Below are 19,185 nucleotides of genomic sequence, written 5' to 3' on the forward strand. Positions count from 1 at the left end.
TTAGAATAGCGCGAAGTTTGGGTAGAAAAACCTCAATAACTTCATCTAAATAATTGCCGTTCAGTTGTTGCCGTTAATTACCAGTAAATTTAGATGGTTGATTCTGTTTTCACTAGCTGGCAGAGTATTCCCGCTCAAATTGTAGAGCAAGAACAGATCCTCGCGGCGATCGACATGGGGACAAACTCTCTGCATATGGTAGTAGTCAGTATAGAGCCGAAACTGCCAGCTTTTACCATCATTACTAGAGAAAAAGAAACTGTCCGCTTAGGCGATCGCAACCCAGAAACGGGAGAATTGAAACCAGAGGTGATGGCAAGGGCGATCGCAACTTTACGCCGTTTTCAAGACATTGCCAAGAGCTGCAACGCTGATTCTATTATTGCTGTAGCGACGAGCGCTGTCCGCGAAGCACCCAACGGACGCGAGTTTTTACATCAAGTCAAAGAAGAAATCGGCTTAAATGTTGACTTGATTTCTGGGTATGAAGAAGCACGTCGCATTTATCTCGGCGTACTATCGGGAATGGAATTCAACAACCAACCCCATGCCATTATCGACATTGGTGGTGGTTCTACAGAAATAATTTTGGGAGATAGCCACGAACCGCGTTCTCTCAGCAGTAACAAAATTGGAGCTGTCAGACTTACCTCAGAATTCGTCACTACAGATCCGATTACTAACAGCGAATATCAATATCTTCAAGCCTACGTGCGGGGAATGTTAGAACGTGCGGCGGAAGACTTGCACGCACACTTACAGCCAGGGGAAATTTTCCGCTTAGTGGGAACTTCTGGCACGATTGAAACGGTAGCAACAATTATTGCTAGAGAAAAAACGGGTACAGTACCGTCTCCCTTGACTGGGTATGAATTTAGTTTGAGGGAATTGCGACAATTAGTCGATCGCCTGCGGAAGCTAAATTATAGCGAACGGGCAGCAATTCCAGGGATGAACGATCGCCGTTCGGAAATTATCCTTGCAGGGGCGACAATTTTACAAGAGGCGATGACGCTGCTAGCAGCTGAGACATTGGTAGTGTGCGAGCGATCGCTGCGAGAAGGCATCATTGTAGACTGGATGCTGACTCACGGTTTGATTGAAGATCGCCTGCGCTATCAAAGTTCCATCCGCCAGCGAAGTGTGATTAAAACAGCACAGAAATATCAAGTTAACTTAGAGCATAGCGATCGCGTGGCTAATTTTGCCATGAGTTTATTTAACCAAACCCAAGGAATTTTGCACCAATGGGGTTTAGAAGAACAAGAATTGCTGTGGGCATCTGCAATGTTACATAATTGCGGACACTTTGTCAGTCATTCTGCTCATCACAAACACTCATACTACTTAATTCGGCACGGAGAATTATTAGGATACACTGAAACAGAAATTGAAATCATTGCCAATATTGCCCGCTATCACCGCAAAAGTAACCCGAAGAAAAAGCACGAATCCTATCGAAATTTACCTAGCAAACGCGATCGACAAATTATCAATCATTTAAGCGCTTTTCTACGCTTAGCAGTGGCTTTAGATCGCCGTCAAATTGGTGCGGTGAAGCGCGTGCGTTGCGATCGCCATTCAGATTCAAAAGAATTTTACTTGTATCTAACTCCGTCTCAACCTAATGATGATTGTGCTTTAGAATTGTGGAGTTTGGATTATAAAAAGGCATTATTTGAAACAGAATTTGACGTGAAGTTAGTAGCCGCTTTAGAACCTGCGACAGTATCAGTTCGTTGACTTTTATTTAGGTAAGTAACCATTTTGCGAATAGTCTCTTTCTAAGTTTTCATAGACTTACCACTTTATAAGTGAGAAATAGTTTTAGCAATTTGACTAGTCAGGAGAGCAAACTGGCAACAACCTAATCACCTGCAATAACTTACTGAGAAATAGTTGTATTTAGAGTCTTTCCAAAGGTCGGAGAAAATTCACAACTTGATTTTTTTGCTCTGATTTTGAGTAAATCGCAAGTTAAAATACCATCTTGGATTTAGCGTGGACGCGATCGCTCTAAGTTCTAGTTACCCCTCCCCTCATTTGCGGTTTGCGGGTATGCTGTAGCGAGAAAAGCGCGATCGGTTATTGGTTGACAGTTGACAGTTATCAGTTGTCAGCAAGAGCTTGGTGCGTGGCTAGTGGCTGGTGGTTAGAATTGCTCCCTTATCCTCCTTGTCCCCCTTGTCCCCCCTATCCCTTATCCCTTAAATTTCTATGTCTTTTTTACAACGTCAAATGTTTAAGCTTCTGATGGTAGGTGTAGCTGCTTGTGCAGCAGTCATTGCTTTACCTATTAAGGTTCTCGGCGTGCAACCCAATATAGCCGTAGAGGAGTCTGGAATGACTGTATTGCAATCCTTCGTTCTGGGGATAGTCCAAGGATTGACAGAATTTTTACCAATCAGCAGTACGGCGCATTTGAAAGTTGTACCAGTCGTACTGGGATGGGGAGATCCTGGTATTGCCTATACTGCCGTAATTCAACTTGGTAGTATCGCCGCCGTGCTATGGTACTTCTGGAAAGACTTAGCGCAAATTGTCACCGGAACCATTAAATCGATCGCCAACTCAGATTATGATTCCAGAGAATTCGGCACGGCGTTAGGTATTGTCTTAGGTACGATACCCATCGTGTTCTTTGGATTGCTGATTAAAATCTTCTATCCTGGTTTTGATAAATCACCTCTACGTAGCCTAGCAGCGATCGCGGTGTATTCGATCGTGATGTCTTGTTTATTAGGGTTAGCAGAGATTTTGGGCAATCGCAAACGTAAATTTAACGAACCTATGGTTAAAGATGGCGTGTTAATGGGCTTAGCTCAGACACTCGCTTTATTTCCTGGAGTATCTCGTTCTGGTTCTACACTCACAGCCGGACTATTTTTAGGATTAGAACGAGCAAAAGCTGCCAGATTTTCTTTTTTACTGAGTATTCCCGCTATTACACTAGCAGGTCTAGTTGAATTGAAAGATGCTTTAGAAGTCGGAATTGGCAGCGATGGAATCCTAAATTTGATCGTCGGGGTAGTTTCATCTGGTATTTTTTCCTACCTCGCGATCGCATGGTTGTTGCGTTACCTACAAACTAAAGACACTTGGATCTTCGTCTGGTATCGACTCGCCTTTGGCATCGCAATTCTAGCCGCGATCGGGTTTGGAGTTTTATCGAATGTTTAAGTGAGGAGTGAGGAGTGAGGAGTGAGGAGCGAGGGAAAGAAAGTGGAGATTGGTGAGTGGTAAATAGGGTGTGGGGTGTAGGGTGTAGGGTGTAGGGTGTAGGATGTGGGGTGTAGGATGTGGGGCGTGACATTGAATTGATTCGCGACTCTCCCCGAGCTGTTCTTCTCCCCCTAACCTCTAACTCCTCGCTCCTCACCCCTCAAGATATGAGTGACATCACTATTCGTCCTGCTCGCATTTCTAAAGTTTTGCCTGATTCCATTGCCGCTGAAATTGGCTTTGAACCAGGAGATGCGATCGTATCCATCAATGATACTCGTCCCCGCGACTTAATTGATTATCAATTTTTGTGTGCTGATGAAGTGCTGCAACTGGATGTCTTAGATGCAGCAGGTAAAACTCATACGGTTGAAATTGAGAAAGACTACGACGAAGATTTAGGACTAGAGTTTGAGACAGCTCTGTTCGATGGGTTAATTCAGTGTAACAATCGCTGTCCGTTCTGTTTTATCGACCAGCAACCTCCAGGTAAGCGACAGAGTTTATATCTAAAGGATGATGACTATCGCCTTAGCTTTCTTTATGGCTCATACCTGACACTGACAAACCTCACCCAAAAGGAATGGCAGCGAATCGAACAAATGCGCCTGTCTCCTTTGTATGTCTCAGTCCACGCTACCGAACCTGAAGTTAGGGTGCGGCTGCTAAAAAATCCTAGAGCCGCTCAAATTTTAGAGCAGATTGAATGGTTTCGAGAACGAAGACTGCAAATTCACGCTCAAGTTGTTGTTTGTCCTGGGATTAACGATGGCGTGCATCTGAAAAGAACGTTGCTCGATCTAGCAAAATTTTATCTTGGCGATCCTGAGGAAGTACCAGCAGTGACTTCTGTTGCTGTCGTACCAGTAGGCTTGACACGGTTTCGTCCAGATGAAGATGAGTTAATCCCAGTGACTCCAGAAAAAGCAACTGAAGTCATAGCCCAAGTCAAAGCTTTGCAGCAGAGATTCCGCCAGCAGCTAGGCACTAACTTTGCTTGGTTAGCAGATGAGTGGTTTTTGGTTGCAGGGGAGGATTTACCACCGCAATCTCATTATGAAGATTATCCTCAAATCGATAACGGTGTGGGTTCAATTCGCCTATTTTTGAAACATTTTGCTAGTGCAGCCAAACATCTTCCGCTGCAAGTCGAGCCATCGCGCCGATTTATCTGGGTTGTTGGTAATGCCGTAGAAAAAGCGTTTCAACCAATTTTACGACAGTTAAATCAAGTAAATGGGCTGCGGATAGATATGGTAGCTCTGTGTAGTCACTATTGGGGACAAAAAATTTCTGTCACCGGATTACTCACAGGACAAGATTTATTAGAAGGGTTATATGGTAAAGACTTAGGTAACGCGGTCATACTGCCTGCCGTGATGCTGAAGTATGGCGAAAACTGTTTTTTGGATGATATGACAGTAGAAGAGTTATCTCATAAATTAAATATCCCAATTCTCCCAGTAAGGGGAGTTGAGGAACTCATCGATACTTGTATTAAGTAATGTCTAAAAATTTTGATATTTTTGCTTTCTTACCAACCCTGGTAAGGGCTAGGTCTGTGAATTTTTTAGTAGAGACGTTACTAGCGTCTCTACTTTTGCCTCTTGCCTTCTATTTACCTGCTACAGCCGCAGAGAAACCCGCAGTTTTAGCTGTAGTTAAAAGCGAGGATAATGCTGCTCAGTGGACGGAAATTTCTTCGCGCTTACAGGCGGCGGGAGTCAATTATTGCGTCGTCGATTTGGCTGCTGTCAAAAATGCCAGCGATTTGAGCGATCGCTCTGTTATATTTCTGCCTAACGTAGAGAATATTGACTTTAACCAAGCACTTGCCTTAGAAGCATGGATGAGCCGGGGTGGTAAAGTCATAGCCAGCGGTGCTGTTGGAAGTACGAGTCAGCCAGGGGTGCGCCAGCTCTTAAGTTCGCTTTTAGGGGCATACTGGGGATTTCCCTTAGATGCTCCCAATAACCTACAAACCTTACAGGGCAATAGTAAAGATTGGCTGGAGCCAGCTGGAAATGAAGGTTTGGTACTGGGAGGAGTTGTGATTCCTACTGGTGTGAATAGTAGACCGATCGCGATTTGGCAATCACAAATAAATCAAGCCGCAGTCGTCAAAAGCGATCACGCCACGGTTTTAGGTTGGCGTTGGGGGTCTAGTACTGTATCGCCAGGAGACTTCGATCGCGCTTGGTTGAGAGCCTCTTTGAGTCAGTATATTTCCTTGCCTGAGTCGGCTACGGTAGCGCCGCAGAATTGTAGTAGTGCGGTGGCATATGAGAGTCGGGAGCCGGTAGGGGAGGGTTTGCAAACCCTCCCGTACACGAGTCGGGAGTCGGAAAACAGAGCAGAGGAGACTAGGAGCAGGGGAGCAGAGGAGCATCAACCGTCTTCACGTAGTGTAATGCCAGCGCCAACTGTCAACCGTCAACCAACAACAAACTATCAACAACAAACTATCAACAACAAACTCCCAGCAGATGAAGCCATTGAAAGAATTGCCCCACCAGGTTTAGATGGCGTACAGGCATTTGCGCTCAAACAAGAGTTAGATAATCTGATTGGCAGATTTGAAAGCGCTCAGTTAGCAGCTCGTGCTTTTAGTGGCAGCATAGCTAATGGTAATGCAACGGCACAGCTGACTAACTCTGAAGCAACGGCTGTGGCGACAACTGGCTCCTTTGTGGGTACGTTACCAGAATCGGCAGCTAGGGCAGTCGCAGAGGCGAAAGCAATTGCCAAAACTTTACCCCAGGCGATCGCCCAAAAGAACTTTGCGGGGGCGCGTCAGCAATGGCACAAAGCACAAGCACTACTATGGCAAAACTACCCCGTCGAACAGTACGCGGCTCAACCAGAAATTCGGGCGATGTGGCTAGACCGAGGTAGTATTATTCGTGCGGGATCGGAGCAAGGATTGGCAAAGATTTTTGACCGTCTCGCCGCTGCTGGTATCAATACAATCTTTTTTGAAACCGTTAACGCTGGCTATCCGATCTATCCCAGTCAAGTTGCACCTCAACCCAACCCACTAGTTAGAGGCTGGGACCCGTTAGCATCAGCGGTGAAGTTAGCCCACGATCGCAATATGGAGTTACACGCTTGGGTGTGGACTTTTGCCGCAGGTAACAAGAGACATAATCAGCTGATAAATTTACCCGACGATTACCCAGGACCCGTCATTGCCGCTCATCCCGAGTGGGCGAGTTACGATAATCGCGGTAGTTTATTTCCGCCTGGTCAAGGTAAGCCATTTTTAGACCCAGCCAACCCCGCCGCCAGACAATATTTATTACGGCTTTACGAAGAAATTGTCAGCCGCTACAACGTGGATGGTTTGCAACTAGACTACATCCGCTATCCTTTCCAAGACCCCAGCGCCGACCGGACTTATGGTTATGGAATTGCCGCAAGGCAGCAGTTTCAACAACTGACGGGCGTAGACCCAACGACAATTAAACCGAGCGATCGCGATTTATGGCAAAGGTGGACGCAGTTTCGCACGCAACAAATCGATAGTTTTGTCGCTCAAGCTTCCCGCTACTTGAAGCAAAAGCGCCCTAACTTGGTGATGTCTGTGGCTGTCTTTCCCCTATCAGAACACGATCGCACCCATAAGTTACAGCAACACTGGGAAGTCTGGGCAAATCGCGGCGATGTAGATTTGATCGTGCCGATGACCTATGCTCTAGATTCTTACCGTTTTCAGCGCCTCGCCCAACCCTGGATTACCTCTAGCAAACTCGGTTCGGCTTTGCTGCTGCCAGGAATTCGCTTGCTGAACTTACCAACTATGGGTGCATTCGACCAAATTCAGCTCGTTAGAGACTTACCCGGGAGCGGTTACGCCCTTTTTGCTGTAGAAAACCTCAACGATGAACTCCAGCAAGTTTTTCACAACACCCAAGGCACAAAAGTCAAAGTGACTGCACCAGTCCCTTATCGTCAGCCTTTCCACACAGCAGCGGCGCGTTACGCTCATTTGCGCCAAGAGTGGCAATTCTTGCTGACAAACGAGCGGCTTTGGTTGAAGGGGACGGCACTGAATGAGTTTAATACTCGATCGCAAAACTTAGAGACTGCTTTGGATCGCTTAGCTCAAACTCCTTCTGTCAGTAACTTAGCAGCAGCTAGGACAGCCCTGAATAGCTTCCAGACTCAGTTTAAAGATTGGATGCGATCGCAAGCGTTAGAAAATTCTTACCAAGTCAACGTGTGGTCAAATCGCCTCACAACCTTGGAAAGGTTATTGAATTACGGCGAACGAGTTGTGCTGAAATCATCGTCACCTTTGGCTAGACAGCGCTAGAATGGCAACTGTTTGTTAATCTCGCGCAAAGCCGCAAAGACGCAAAAGATTAGCCTTAGCGCCTTCGCGTCTTTGCGCGATCGCTTTTCTAGAGAATAGGTAACGCCATGAGAAAAATTTCTTTTATACTTATATCTGTTGTGGCGTTTCTTTGCATAATTTTTACTGGATTTTCGCAAGCAGCGATCGCCAGAGAATTTACGGTTAGAGGGACGAAAATTTTTGCTCCTAACGGACAGCCGTTTGTGATGAAAGGAGCAAATATTGGCATTTGGACAGATCAATCGAGCGCCAAAGATGTAAGATCCATCAAAACTGTCTGGAAATTTAATACCGTCAGACTATCATTAGTACTGAAACCAGGTAGCGATCCGAATTGGTTTGTCACAGATGAGCTAATAGATAAATACGTCAAAGCTTACGCTGGCAGTAATCCCAGAACAGTAATTATGCTTGAATGTCACGACCATTCAGGCAGTTTTTATACTGAAGATTCCAATCCATCCTTACAAGATTTACGTAATTTTTGGCGCAAAAGTGCCACTCGTTATAAAAATAATCCCTATGTCTGGTTCAACATTATGAACGAACCAGGGGGAACAAATAAAGTCGAAAAATATTGGTATGACATGCACAAACTGCTAATACAAGATATACGCAAAGCAGGTGCAAATAATATTATTGTAGTTGATGGATATAACTTTGGTTCTGAAGATGGAAATGGAACAACCAAAGCTAATTTTATTAAAGATTCTACCAGTGCATTTTTAACTTACGGACAACAACTTTTAAAGACCGATCCGAAAAGGAGAATTGTCTTTAGCCTGCATACTTATGTCAATTGGAATTGGAATCTAGATAAACTCGATAATTTTGTCGATCGCGTCCAGAAAAAAGGATTGGCAATGATTATTGGCGAGTATGCTGCCACTACAGGTAATTCACAAGCAGACTTAGACGTGACGGAAGCCGCCCGTATATCTTTGGCAGTGGCAAAAAAGCGTGGCATTGGCAGACTGGTATGGCATTACTGGGCATGGGATTGGAACGCACTCGCAACTTCCGATACAGGTGGAGCAAGTGGCGATAGTACGAATAAAACAAATGGCAGTCGCCCGACAAATTTAACTTGGTTGGGCGAACAAGTGTGGGACGATTCTCACAGTCTTCCCGAACCGAAACTAGGGATTTCGCTCAATCGTTTCGCTTGGAAAGCAAGTAGTTCGGGAGGAAATGCCGCAGCAGCAATTGACAATGACTTTCGGACGCAATTCGCGATCGCCAATGCGAGTTCCAGTAATTGGTTTGCTGTCGATCTCGGTTCGTCGCAGTCGTTCAATAGAATCGTGATGGATTCTCGCAAAGCCGCTAGTAGTTTTTTACGAGACTATCAAGTGTATGTCTCTAATACGGCTAAGTCAAAAGGAAAGTTAGTTGCTAGTGTCAAGGGCAATGCAATGGCACGAACGCAAGTGTCTTTTCCAACGCAAAAAGCTAGGTATATCAGAATCGTCCCGCAAAAATTTGCCAAAAAGTCAAAGCCCGATTGGTCGTTTGCCGAATTTTTAGTTTATCGTGCTGGAACTGAAAGAACGGTTGCAGGTAAAAATGAATTAAATCCGCGTAACTGGCAAGCCTCAGCCAGCCGCAAAGGTACGTGGGATCGAGAAGCGCCAGATATGGCAATCGATCGCAACTCAGATACGCGCTATACCAGTGGAGCAGCAATTGTGAATGGTGATTGGGTTCAAATCGATATGCGATCGCCCCAAACAGTTAGAGCGATCGTCATGAATGCAGGTTCCTCAGCCGACGATTACCTGACAAGATTTGAGGTTTACGTAGGTAACAATCCCAACCAATTTGGCAAACCCGTCTACCAAGGTCTAGGTTCTCCCGTGACGAGGATCGGCTTAAATTCTCCTGTGAGAGGTCGCTATATTCGAGTCGTCAACAAACAAGAGAAAAAAGCTTGGTGGTCGATCCACGATTTTCGGGTGCAAGCGTAAGCTTTATGGTTTTCTATCGAAATTGCGATCGCAGTGTTCTACTTCAATTGCGATCGCAGCATTCTACTTCAATTGCGATCGCAATATAGAGACAAACTCGATACAATTTTCTAAAAGGCGAGTTCAAGTTAGGAATTATGTACTCAGATGCAGACCGTCCAGCAAACAACGATGCTTCTAATGAGGAAATTCCCATTTTGCGGCGACAGTCAATCCACCCAGACAGTCTCAAGTTCATGGATATGGCAAAAGAGCTACTCGACAGCCCAGAAATTAAACAAGCAATCTCCGACGAACGACAGGAAAAAACCCAGGAACAGTGAGCAGTTGTCAGTGAAGATAGGGAGCAGGGAGCAGGGAGCAGGGAAAATGACTTCTGACTTTTGACTTTTGACTTGTCAAACGATCGCTCTGACTAGACCGATTGTCATTTGAAGTGGTATCCAACCGATTAAACAGATCGCGATCGCCCAACCAGGGGAAATATCTAGACCTTGGCGGACTGCTACAATTGCCGCTAGCAAACTCCACACGGCTAAAACTCGCTCGATTGGTTGACCCAATAGAGGAATCAGAGTTAAAAAGTTGAGAGCTTGGGGGGCGTAAGCCAAGCCTAGAGGAATCATCAGCGCTCGATAAGTTACGTGATTTGGTTTAAACCAGTCACCAATTTTCCAAATCGTCAAAGTCCAAAAGTAGTAGCCGATGACGACCGCAATCCCACTGCCTAAGAGCCTCAAAATTAACAGCGGTAGGGGAACTCGGTTGATTAAAAAGATCGCAGCACTACCGAGAGAGTAAGAGATGGCTGCAAGAACAACCACGATTTGGGCGAAGCGGCGATTTTTCGCATTAATAGGAATATGTTCGTAAAAATTAGGGTCTAAAGTGAGTGCCTCCCGTAGTAGACTCCAGAGATTGCTATGTCGATCGCGCACTTTAAATTCCTTGAAAAGTGAGTAGTGAATGGTAAGGTTTGTCAATTGGCTGCGGAGCGGAAGCTTAAGACTGCTAGTTCTAGCGGGAATTATACTTTTGATTTGGGGCATGTTCTCACCCGTGGGAACTCTGGTTTGGTGGCTTTCTCAAGAAGTGGAGAGTTTGGGGCTAAAACCAAAGCCAGATAAGCAATTGCGGTTGGGTGACAGTTCAAATTCTCCAGCGCAATCGGCAAATATAAATTGTTACATTGTCTTTTTAACAGGTGTGGGAGATTTTTCTGCTAACCAGCTATTACCTGGGGAAGAAGTCTTTCTCAACCGTCTCGAACAAGCGCATCCTAACTGCGTTACCGTACGCGATGTCTTTCCCTATTCAGCCGCAAATGAAAGTTTGGGGGGAGAGCGCTTTTTAGCTCCCTTGTGGCGTTTTGCAGACGAGGCTAAAGGTTGGTATGGTGTGGCGGACGTATTAATAAAAATTCGCAACCTCTGGCGTTTTGCGATTTCTGCCGACGATCGCTATGGAAAAGTCTATAACTTGGGGATTGCTAACGCGATCGTTGACCGGATGCAAGCAGCTCACCCCTTATCCCAAACCTCTCAGCAACCAATTAAGATTCTATTGATAGGGACGAGTGGTGGCGCTCAAGTTGCCCTTGCCGCAACTCCATATCTCGATCGATGGCTGCCAAACACTCAAATTGCAGTTGTCTCGATTGGAGGTGTGTTTGCTGGTACGGATGGTTTTAACACGGCTGACCAGATTTATCATTTACAAGGTCAACGAGACTGGGTAGAGGATATTGGCAGAATTGTTTTTCCCTCTCGCTGGATTTGGACGGTAGGTTCGCCGTTTAATCAGGCTGTCAGGCAGGGTCGTTATACTGTACATTCGAGCGGACCGCACGAACATGATGGCACAGAAGGCTATTTTGGTATGGAGATAGTTGGCGAGAAAGGCAAGAGATATGTAGATTTAACGCTACAACAGGTGAATCAGTTGCCGATTTGGTCGCAAGAGAAAAGCAGTGTTAAATATATCTCGGTTAGAAGTTACGCAGTCGATTCCCCAACTCCCCTTCAAATGGGAATCTGAATGAAAAATAGCACGAACAGAAAATCGGAAATCGATCGCCAACGGGAACATCAAGCCAACGAGCGGACTTTCTTAGCTTGGTTGCGGACTGCGATCGCTTTAATTGGTTTTGGGTTTGCGATCGCTCGATTTGGTCTATTTCTGCGTCAACTTCAAACAGCCGTGACTCAACAACCTACGGTTGCCGATCGCAATTTAGTTAGTTCCGAGAATTTGGGGGTTAGCCTAGTTATAGTTGGCATCTTCACGATTGCCTTAGCAGCTTGGCGATATAACCGAGTTTTTGGGCAAATTGAAAGCGGTAACTATCGCCCCAACCGTTTAGTGATTTGGCTTTTGGCAGCCATCATGATGGCTCTGGGAACTATGAGTATTCCGCTAATTTTGGGTCGTTCTGCACCATCTCCACCTGCATCCGAGCGCGATCGAAATTGATTCGCAGTCGATGCTTGACTGTTACGCCCATGTGTGCATCTCCCTCTACTCCTAATCCTGCTAGTGAGTCATTTGGTATGAGTGTTGCCATAAAAAGGATGGTCAATTAAAGTGAAGATACATAGTTTTTCAGGTTGTGATGACACGGCAAAAAAAAGCACCTTTGCGACCGTTAAGTGATGAAGAACAAACCGACTTGAAAAAACTGAGCCGTTCTCAATCCCAATCATCTGCTAGTGTCATGCGGGCCAAAGCGATTCTAGCCGTGGCTCTTGGGGCTGATTACACGAGTGCAGCGCAGTTAGTAGGATTACGCTGTGGTGATACGGTCAGCAAGTGGGTCAGTCGCTTCAATGTTGAAGGCTTAGCTGCCTTACAGCCTCGACATGGCGGTGGGGCAGTAGTGCAATACAGCGAACCAGAAAAACAACGCATCCTGTCCGAATTTCAGCGTCAACCAGAGCGGCAGAAAGAGGGCACGGCAACCTGGTCAGTAGCTACACTTCAACGGGCTTTGCGTCAGGCTCCTGATGGCTTAACCCAAATCAGTACTTATACAATTTGGCAGGTACTCAAAGAGGCGGGCTATAGCTGGCAAAAGAGCCGCAGTTGGTTAAAAACTGGACAGGTGAAGCGCATACGCAAAGGCAAGCTAGTAGTAGTAACTGACCCAGATACCGTGGCAAAAAAAAACTGATAGAACGCGCTTACACTCAGGGACAGAAGCTAGGCTTGAGTGTGTGGTGCGAAGACGAGGCGGGACCATTTGGCACTGCTCCTTACCCTGGTAGCAATTGGCAGCCAGTAGGTAAACCGACACGGCAAGAACATGAATATATCCGTAATGGCACAGCCAAGCTGTTAACGCTATTCCATCCCGCTACTGGGCAAGTACGAGTTAAGGGTGTTACCAGTTGTACCAATGCTGTGTTGCACGAATGGCTCAAGCAAGAATTAGCTAGTGTTGTACAATCACTGCCAACTCCAGCTCGATTACTCAAGCCTGAAGAAAATCAACGGTTATGGAAAAGTTGGCAGCAGGGGTTGAAAGTACGCTTTACACTCCCACACGACTTACCGCCACTGCGAATGTTGCTAGTGATGGATAACTTGGTCGGACATAAAACTCCCCAGTTGGTATTGTGGCTGTGTGCTCATGGCATCATGCCGCTCTACACACCTCTTGGCGGTAGCTGGCTGAATATGGCTGAGTCGATTCAACGAATTCTCAAACGCCGAGCTCTAGAGGGGCATCATCCGCAAACAGCCTATCAAATTATTGAGTGGTTGGAAGCAACTGCTTTTGGATGGAACCAACAACCAACGCCGTTTGTCTGGGCAGGATTACGAGCGCAACGTCGAGACAGAGCGCGTCAAAGATTTCACTCTCTTGGTGGTTCTGGTGCCTGTACGCATCGTCCTCTTCGGCGGACAACTATTGCCAAAAATAATGGCAACACTCATACCAAATGACCCACTACTAGTAGCCGAATGCTGGTTTGCTCGTACTTTTTCAGAGTGTGAGATGCGCTCTTGTGAACGGCTTCGACGATCGCATTCATCATGTAGAGAACTGTTTATAGCTAGCAAGATCGTATACTATCGGTTGCTAGGAAGGAGAATCGCGCAGGTGGCGGAATAAATAGGGTTTTGCGATCGAAGTTATTTAACTAGACAATTTAAGCGTTTTGTCGGAGTTGCGCCAGGGAAATATAGTAGTTCTAGATGATTTATTTCTGTATTTAGAAAAGTCAGTATGACAATTACAACTGTCTTGGCATACCTCTTGATTGCTTGCTACTTTGTGATGGAGCGTTCGTTGAGAAAAGGTAAACAGGCACTCAAGCTCAAACCAGGACTAGCTGATGCAGGCAGTTCTCAACTGCTGTGGAGCAGTGGCATGATTAGTATTTTGCTTGTCATTGCTGCGCCTATCTTAAATAGTTATGAAGTCGGATACTGGAGCCATGCAAATGTTGGCTGGCTGGGATTAACACTGATGCTTGGTGGATTAGCAATGCGATATTGGGCTGCTAAAACCAATACGGTTCATTTAAGGCTACGCTGTGCTGAGGATAAAGAAAATAGGAGGATTGGTTCGGGAGGGGGTGGCTCGATGTCTTGGCTTTTTTGAGCGAAACTTGGATACAGGTTTTTTTACAACTCTGGGATTGGTACGAGAAACTCGTTCAGGTAACAGAGTGTCTAAAATCTCTACAGTTAACCAACTTAAAAAAAGGGGAGTTCTTGTGATTGCAAGCGTTGAAATTTCGGGATAGCACGACGAATAACTCGCAATGTCCCAGTGAAACTCAGACGCAAAGGAGTGATACCCGCGCTCTTTGCAGCTTGAAACATCAATAACCGCACAGCCCAGTGTCCTAACAACCACCCGTAAACTTCCTGCACAACTTCACGCGGTTTTTGAGAGCGAATATGAGTTTTTCGTCCTGATAAATGTACTTTGAGTTCATCAATAGTATTTTCTACTTCCCAGCGTTGATGATATTCAATCGCCAGTAGTTGAGCCGGAAATTTCTCCAATTCCAATAAGCTGGTAATTAAGCGATATCTTAGTTGTTCCTCTGGGTTGTCGGTATTACCAATTGTGTATTCAATCACTCGGACTTGTATGGGCTGGCAAGCTTTTGAGCGGAATTTAGCAGGTGGATAAATCCAACTCAGATAAGAACCATCCGCCAGTGGTTCTTCGCACAAAAACTTGACATTTGCGGGAATTCTTCCTAAATAATCGCTACCAGTTGTGACAGTTGCTTGCACCATTGCATAAGAATGTAACCCTCTGTCCCACATCAACAACATCCCTGAACTCACGGAGCGTAATAATCTTAATGCCCGCACTCGTTCTCCTATTCGATATGGACACATCAATGCATCAAAGATTAAATGTGTTCCTGCTTCTACCAAAATGACTAATCGCAGTTTGGGAAATGCGGCTTGTGTGCCAGGACGGCTGCTCGGACGACCAAAAACTCTCGCATTTTCATCGCTGTCTGGCAGATCGAAGCAAGTCCGATCAATTACCACAATTCGCAATCCATTGAGAAATGCTCCTTTGGTATCGGTGCTAGCCATTGGTCGCACCAGTTGATGGAACAATTGACTCATCACCCTTGGACTTAATCGTTGTCGGGCTTGCGTTATTGCTGATTTACAAAAAACTCGCCAGTATTTCCCCACTTTCACCCATGCTTCGCTCAGCCCATCAATTAAGTTTTTCAGCACATCTCTCATCGAATCTCGTGACCACAGACTCATCGCAATTACCAAACAAATTACCAATTGTGCTGGTAACGAGCGTTTACGTTGTTCACAAACTTTAGTTTTAGCGATCGCTTGCTCGATCTCCGTGGATGGGATGGCTGCCTCTATCGCTTTGAACACATCACTACTTTGTATCGTAGGAGACAACAATGAGAAATCCTTCAGATGCACTACACTCACTTTCCATTCTTGGGAACAATGCTTAATTTACAACACTTTGAGCCTTAACTGAACCGTAGTGCTGCTAAAACGCTGGGTGAGTTTTATACAAGGACATTACAGATTATCGAAGGGCAGAAAATTGTAAATCAAGCTCCGTACAACGTTATTCGCCATCCTGGATATCTTGGAACATTACTGATGGAGATAGGCGCGGGATTAGCTGTTACGAATTGGGTTGTGTTGATAGCTATTGTAGTTATCGGAATTACGTCACGAGCTTACCGAATTGGTGTAGAAGAGAAGATGCTAGAAGCAAGTTTTGGAGAAGAATACAAGATATATGCAGACAAAACTTGGAAATTAGTTCCGTTTCTGTATTAAAGCTATAGCCAGCGGTATTTCACCTATAGATTGTGGCAAACGAGAGTTCAAAGGGGGTAGGATCGTAGCGAGACACAATGATGACAGGGCGCGTCTTGGCTGCAAGTCCTAAATCAGCCAGCCACATCTCACCTGGTTTTAGGTTCATCAATCAAATCCAACACTTCTTGTTCAACTGCTCTAGAACGAAGAATATCTAAAGCGTCTTGGTCTGCCAGTTCAATAATCTCCACCAGGTATTGTCTCACCTGATGAGCGATATCAGGTTGCCATTGGCGCAGTTTTATGTCGAGTTCTCGGACTAAAGCATCCATTTCAAGTTCTCACGACAGGATACGATATTTGATTCTATGTTAATGTGTCAACCAGTAGGCTAATACTGCATGAGAGCAGGCAGGCGAAAATCTCGTGCTTCGTTTCAAGGTATTTGCCACCACTGAAACACGCTGTTACTAAATAAATCTAGAGCAAGATCGTTCAAGACTGAATTTGCCCCCACTAACTAAACTAATGCTGTAGCGGATTCGAGAAAGGTCAATGCATGAGTTTTTGAAAGGCATTCATCGCGCCTTGGGGGTGGGAGTTGGCTATTTCCCCGTGGCAATGAGTTTTGGGGCGCTGGCAACTGGGGTAGGTGTATCCACATCAGCCGCGGTTACGATGTCTGTTTGGGTTTATGCTGGTGCTGCCCAATTTGCCGCTTTGGAAGGAATAAAGCAAGATTTATTCTGGGGAAGTATCGTGCTGACGATGCTGTTGATTAATTTGCGACATATTCCGATGAGTCTGGCTAGTAACCGGGTTTTCAACAGTTTTGGGCTGGGACAACGGTTATTTCTGGCTCACGGGCTTACAGATGAGGCTTTTGCTGTAGATATTACTAGCAAACCGCGATCGCATTTCTACTATTTCGGCATCCATATTCTATGTTGGTTGAGTTGGATTTCTGGAACTTGGTTGGGATGTCAAATCGGGGCAAAGTTACCCGTACAGTGGTTGAGTTTCGCTTTGCCGAGTTTGTTTATCTGTCTTCTAGTTGATAGTATTGGCGATCGCCTCAGCCGAGAGTGGTTGGTAGTGGCGATCGGTGTTGGTTTGGTACTGGTAACTCAAGGTTGGGGAACTTTGGGTTTTTTATTGTCGATTTTCGGGGTTACTTGCTTGGCTGCGTTGTTGCCCAAAATTTATCAGTAGTTGCAAAAGGTCTTTTTTATGTCACGCAAAGACGCAAAGACGCAAAGTTAAGAACGCTAAGAAAGGGTGAAGTTTAGATGCATGTTTGGTGGATTATTTTATTGGCTGGTTTGGGTACTTTCTTGATGCGAAGTGTCGGTATTTGGGTAAGGACACGGCTGCAAGCGAATTGGTTAGATAAAATTGGTTTTGCGGTAATTTTGGTGATGGCTACTAGTAGCGTGGCTGATTTGGGACAGTCAAGTGTAGAAATTTGGGGGGCGATCGCTGCAAGTATAGTTGTTGTAGTTGCAAGTATTATCAAGCTACCGTTTCTCCTACGTATCGCCTTTGGTTGTCTTGTCTTTGGCGCGATCGCTAGCCTGTAGTTAAACTAATATACTGTATGGGCGGCGGGTTTACCAATCGACTCCGATTTCGACCTATATTCTAGGTAAACCCGCCCCTACTTTTGACTTTTAACTTTTGACTTTTGACTTTTTCAGCCTTTCTTCATCTGCCACAAGGGAAGTTTCAAAATCGGGTCAATTTGTATGCCTTGAAGTCCTTTTTGGGCAAAAACGTAGTCTTTATTTTGAACTAGAGGAATAATTGGCACGTCTTGGGCGATCGCATCTTGAATTTCGCCAAAGATTTTTGCCCGCGCTTGCGGATCTTGTGCTTGGCGCTGTTGGGCAATTAACTTGTTCATGCGATCGCTGTAGTAGAACGAACCTTGGCTTTGACTAGCACCGTTCTCGCAACCGCTAGCATCGCCTTTAGGACAACTTAAAAATGGTTGAATATAGTTATCAGGATCGCCAAAGTCGGGATACCAATCTTGTAAAATTGCCTGATATGCTCCTTTGGCTTGGTTGGCGAAAAAGGTAGCTGATTCTTCTGGTTGGGGCAGAATTTGAATGATTCCTTCGAGTTTCTGCGCTGCGTATCCCCTCAGAGTACCAGCTATTTGTTCCCGAATTAGGGAATAACCAGGATAAACGACTTGTAATTTTAATGGGTTCTCTTTGGTGTATCCGGCTTTGGCTAATAGTGCTTTTGCCTTCTCCACATTCCCGTCACCATAAGCCGATTGAAACACGGGTTTGTAACTGTCGAAAGTATCGGGCAACATACTGTAAAGTGGTTGTGCCTGATTTTGATAAACTCGTTGTATCAGTAGGGGACGATCTATCATAGACGCGATCGCCTGTCTGACTTCCAACTGGTCTAAAGGCTTTTGCTTGACATTCAAAATCATGTGGGTGACAGTATTGCTTTTTTCTTCAATTGCCTGCCATCCTTTTGATGTTGCTTGCTGTTTTAAACTCTCTACCTGTTGCGGATCGAAGGTTTGATAGGCAATATCTACCGCACCAGTACGAAAAGAATTGTATAAATTCGCCGCATTCGAGAGAATTTGAAAGTCAATCCCTTGATTTGTCGGTTTTGCGCCCCAATATTTATCAAATGCATCCATCCGTACTAAATTCGGTGTAAACTGCCTTAACTGATACGGTCCCGTGCCAACAAATTTCGTAGGCGAAAATTTACCGCTACCAATTTGATAGGCTTTGGGAGAGACGGCACACATCCCAGGAAAAGCTAAGACTGATGGGAATGCCGCAAAAGAGTTTTTTAATTTAATTGTTATTTCCTCATTTCCTGTTGTCGCTACAGAACTCACCACATCTGACAACAGCGCGCTTGGTTTCCCGCCATTTTTGATAAACCGATTTAGGGAAAATGCCATCGCCTCGGCGTTGAATGGCGTTCCGTCGTGAAAAACAACTCCTTGACGTATGGGAATTGTATAAGTTAACCCATCTTGACTGACTTTAGGTAAAGCTGTAGCTAGTTGGGATTCTAATTCTCCCGTACCTAATTTGTACGTGTAGAGGCGATCGCACAAACTAGTAGTAATATTAGTGCCTGCCAACTCGTAATTATCTGCGGGATCGATAGTTCTCGGTCGTAGAGTCGTCCCCACAGTAATGCGACTGTTACCCCCACCAGCGCCAGTAGCAGGCGTTGTTGTTTGTGCTGGCGGACGAGAAGTATTACAACTAACAATCAGCAAGCAGCATAAACTCAGCAGACTCAAAAACTTTCCCCACGACCAAAATTGCCTGCGCGATAAACCAAACCAGTTCATATTGTTTCTTT

The 19,185-nt window shown here is 45.3% G+C and carries 18 protein-coding genes and 1 pseudogene; 14 read left to right on the forward strand and 5 right to left on the reverse strand.

Annotation, left to right across the window (positions count from 1 at the left end):
- Positions 1-93: 93 nt before the first annotated feature.
- The 6 genes from N4J56_RS07105 to N4J56_RS07130 all read left to right on the forward strand — a co-directional run bounded on the left by N4J56_RS07105 (position 94) and on the right by N4J56_RS07130 (position 9,869).
- The gene (locus N4J56_RS07105; protein ID WP_317105825.1) at positions 94-1,743 is read left to right on the forward strand and encodes a Ppx/GppA phosphatase family protein; all 1,650 of its coding nucleotides are present in this window, start codon (positions 94-96) and stop codon (positions 1,741-1,743) included.
- Between the two features lie 474 nt (positions 1,744-2,217).
- Positions 2,218-3,180: an undecaprenyl-diphosphate phosphatase gene (locus tag N4J56_RS07110; RefSeq protein ID WP_317105826.1), complete on the forward strand. Its 963-nt coding sequence runs from the start codon at positions 2,218-2,220 to the stop codon at positions 3,178-3,180.
- A gap of 209 nt (positions 3,181-3,389) precedes the next feature.
- On the forward strand, positions 3,390-4,727 hold the full coding sequence (locus N4J56_RS07115) for a TIGR03279 family radical SAM protein (protein WP_317105827.1): 1,338 nt from the start codon (positions 3,390-3,392) through the stop codon (positions 4,725-4,727).
- Positions 4,727-7,537 carry a glycoside hydrolase family 10 protein gene (locus N4J56_RS07120; RefSeq protein WP_317105828.1) on the forward strand — a complete coding sequence of 937 codons (2,811 nt, stop codon included), beginning with the start codon at positions 4,727-4,729 and terminating at the stop codon, positions 7,535-7,537. Before N4J56_RS07115 ends, N4J56_RS07120 begins: the two co-directional genes overlap by 1 nt.
- 107 nt (positions 7,538-7,644) lie before the next feature.
- On the forward strand, positions 7,645-9,546 hold the full coding sequence (locus N4J56_RS07125) for a cellulase family glycosylhydrolase (RefSeq protein ID WP_317105829.1): 1,902 nt from the start codon (positions 7,645-7,647) through the stop codon (positions 9,544-9,546).
- Positions 9,547-9,683: 137 nt separating this feature from the next.
- On the forward strand, positions 9,684-9,869 hold the full coding sequence (locus N4J56_RS07130) for a hypothetical protein (protein ID WP_015153726.1): 186 nt from the start codon (positions 9,684-9,686) through the stop codon (positions 9,867-9,869).
- Between the two features lie 75 nt (positions 9,870-9,944).
- On the opposite strand, the gene N4J56_RS07135 is transcribed toward N4J56_RS07130, so the two are convergent.
- Positions 9,945-10,484: a hypothetical protein gene (locus N4J56_RS07135; protein WP_317105830.1), complete on the reverse strand. Its 540-nt coding sequence runs from the start codon at positions 10,482-10,484 to the stop codon at positions 9,945-9,947.
- A 28-nt stretch (positions 10,485-10,512) separates the two neighbouring features.
- Here N4J56_RS07135 and N4J56_RS07140 point away from each other — a divergent pair, with 28 nt between their 5' ends.
- The 5 genes from N4J56_RS07140 (at position 10,513) to N4J56_RS07160 (ending at position 14,152) form a co-directional block, all read left to right on the forward strand.
- The gene (locus N4J56_RS07140; protein WP_410500304.1) at positions 10,513-11,583 is read left to right on the forward strand and encodes a hypothetical protein; all 1,071 of its coding nucleotides are present in this window, start codon (positions 10,513-10,515) and stop codon (positions 11,581-11,583) included.
- Positions 11,584-12,018, forward strand: coding sequence for a YidH family protein (locus N4J56_RS07145; RefSeq protein ID WP_317105832.1), 435 nt, complete (start codon positions 11,584-11,586; stop codon positions 12,016-12,018).
- 139 nt (positions 12,019-12,157) lie between these two features.
- The gene (locus N4J56_RS07150) at positions 12,158-12,715 is read left to right on the forward strand and encodes a helix-turn-helix domain-containing protein (RefSeq protein WP_317105833.1); all 558 of its coding nucleotides are present in this window, start codon (positions 12,158-12,160) and stop codon (positions 12,713-12,715) included.
- A gap of 41 nt (positions 12,716-12,756) precedes the next feature.
- Positions 12,757-13,491 (forward strand): transposase, encoded by a 735-nt coding sequence (locus N4J56_RS07155; RefSeq protein WP_317105834.1) that lies wholly within the window; start codon positions 12,757-12,759, stop codon positions 13,489-13,491.
- Between the two features lie 283 nt (positions 13,492-13,774).
- Positions 13,775-14,152 (forward strand): hypothetical protein, encoded by a 378-nt coding sequence (locus N4J56_RS07160; RefSeq protein WP_317105835.1) that lies wholly within the window; start codon positions 13,775-13,777, stop codon positions 14,150-14,152.
- 95 nt (positions 14,153-14,247) lie between these two features.
- On the opposite strand, the gene N4J56_RS07165 is transcribed toward N4J56_RS07160, so the two are convergent.
- Positions 14,248-15,384, reverse strand: a complete 1,137-nt coding sequence (locus tag N4J56_RS07165; RefSeq protein ID WP_410500401.1) for an IS4 family transposase — start codon at positions 15,382-15,384, stop codon at positions 14,248-14,250.
- Between the two features lie 147 nt (positions 15,385-15,531).
- Between N4J56_RS07165 and N4J56_RS07170 the strand changes: the two genes are divergently transcribed.
- On the forward strand, positions 15,532-15,846 hold the full coding sequence (locus N4J56_RS07170) for an isoprenylcysteine carboxylmethyltransferase family protein (RefSeq protein WP_317110585.1): 315 nt from the start codon (positions 15,532-15,534) through the stop codon (positions 15,844-15,846).
- 52 nt (positions 15,847-15,898) lie between these two features.
- Here N4J56_RS07170 and N4J56_RS07175 read toward each other — a convergent pair.
- Positions 15,899-15,994, reverse strand: a pseudogene (locus N4J56_RS07175) (type II toxin-antitoxin system PemK/MazF family toxin); the annotation flags it as partial.
- The gene (locus N4J56_RS07180; protein WP_317105837.1) at positions 15,975-16,160 is read right to left on the reverse strand and encodes a hypothetical protein; all 186 of its coding nucleotides are present in this window, start codon (positions 16,158-16,160) and stop codon (positions 15,975-15,977) included. The pseudogene N4J56_RS07175 and the gene N4J56_RS07180, both read right to left, overlap by 20 nt.
- Positions 16,161-16,383: 223 nt before the next feature.
- Here N4J56_RS07180 and N4J56_RS07185 point away from each other — a divergent pair, with 223 nt between their 5' ends.
- Together N4J56_RS07185 and N4J56_RS07190 are read left to right on the forward strand one after the other, a co-directional pair.
- Entirely contained in the window at positions 16,384-17,040 is a 657-nt protein-coding gene (locus tag N4J56_RS07185; RefSeq protein WP_317105838.1) for an AzlC family ABC transporter permease, read from the forward strand.
- Between the two features lie 77 nt (positions 17,041-17,117).
- Entirely contained in the window at positions 17,118-17,408 is a 291-nt protein-coding gene (locus tag N4J56_RS07190; protein WP_317105839.1) for an AzlD domain-containing protein, read from the forward strand.
- A gap of 113 nt (positions 17,409-17,521) precedes the next feature.
- Here N4J56_RS07190 and N4J56_RS07195 read toward each other — a convergent pair whose 3' ends face one another.
- Complete coding sequence (locus N4J56_RS07195; RefSeq protein WP_410500443.1) at positions 17,522-19,174, reverse strand: ABC transporter substrate-binding protein; 1,653 nt, start codon at positions 19,172-19,174, stop codon at positions 17,522-17,524.
- Positions 19,175-19,185 lie beyond the last annotated feature (11 nt).

This window comes from Chroococcidiopsis sp. SAG 2025 (genome assembly GCF_032860985.1).
Classification (GTDB): Bacteria; Cyanobacteriota; Cyanobacteriia; order Cyanobacteriales; family Chroococcidiopsidaceae; genus Chroococcidiopsis.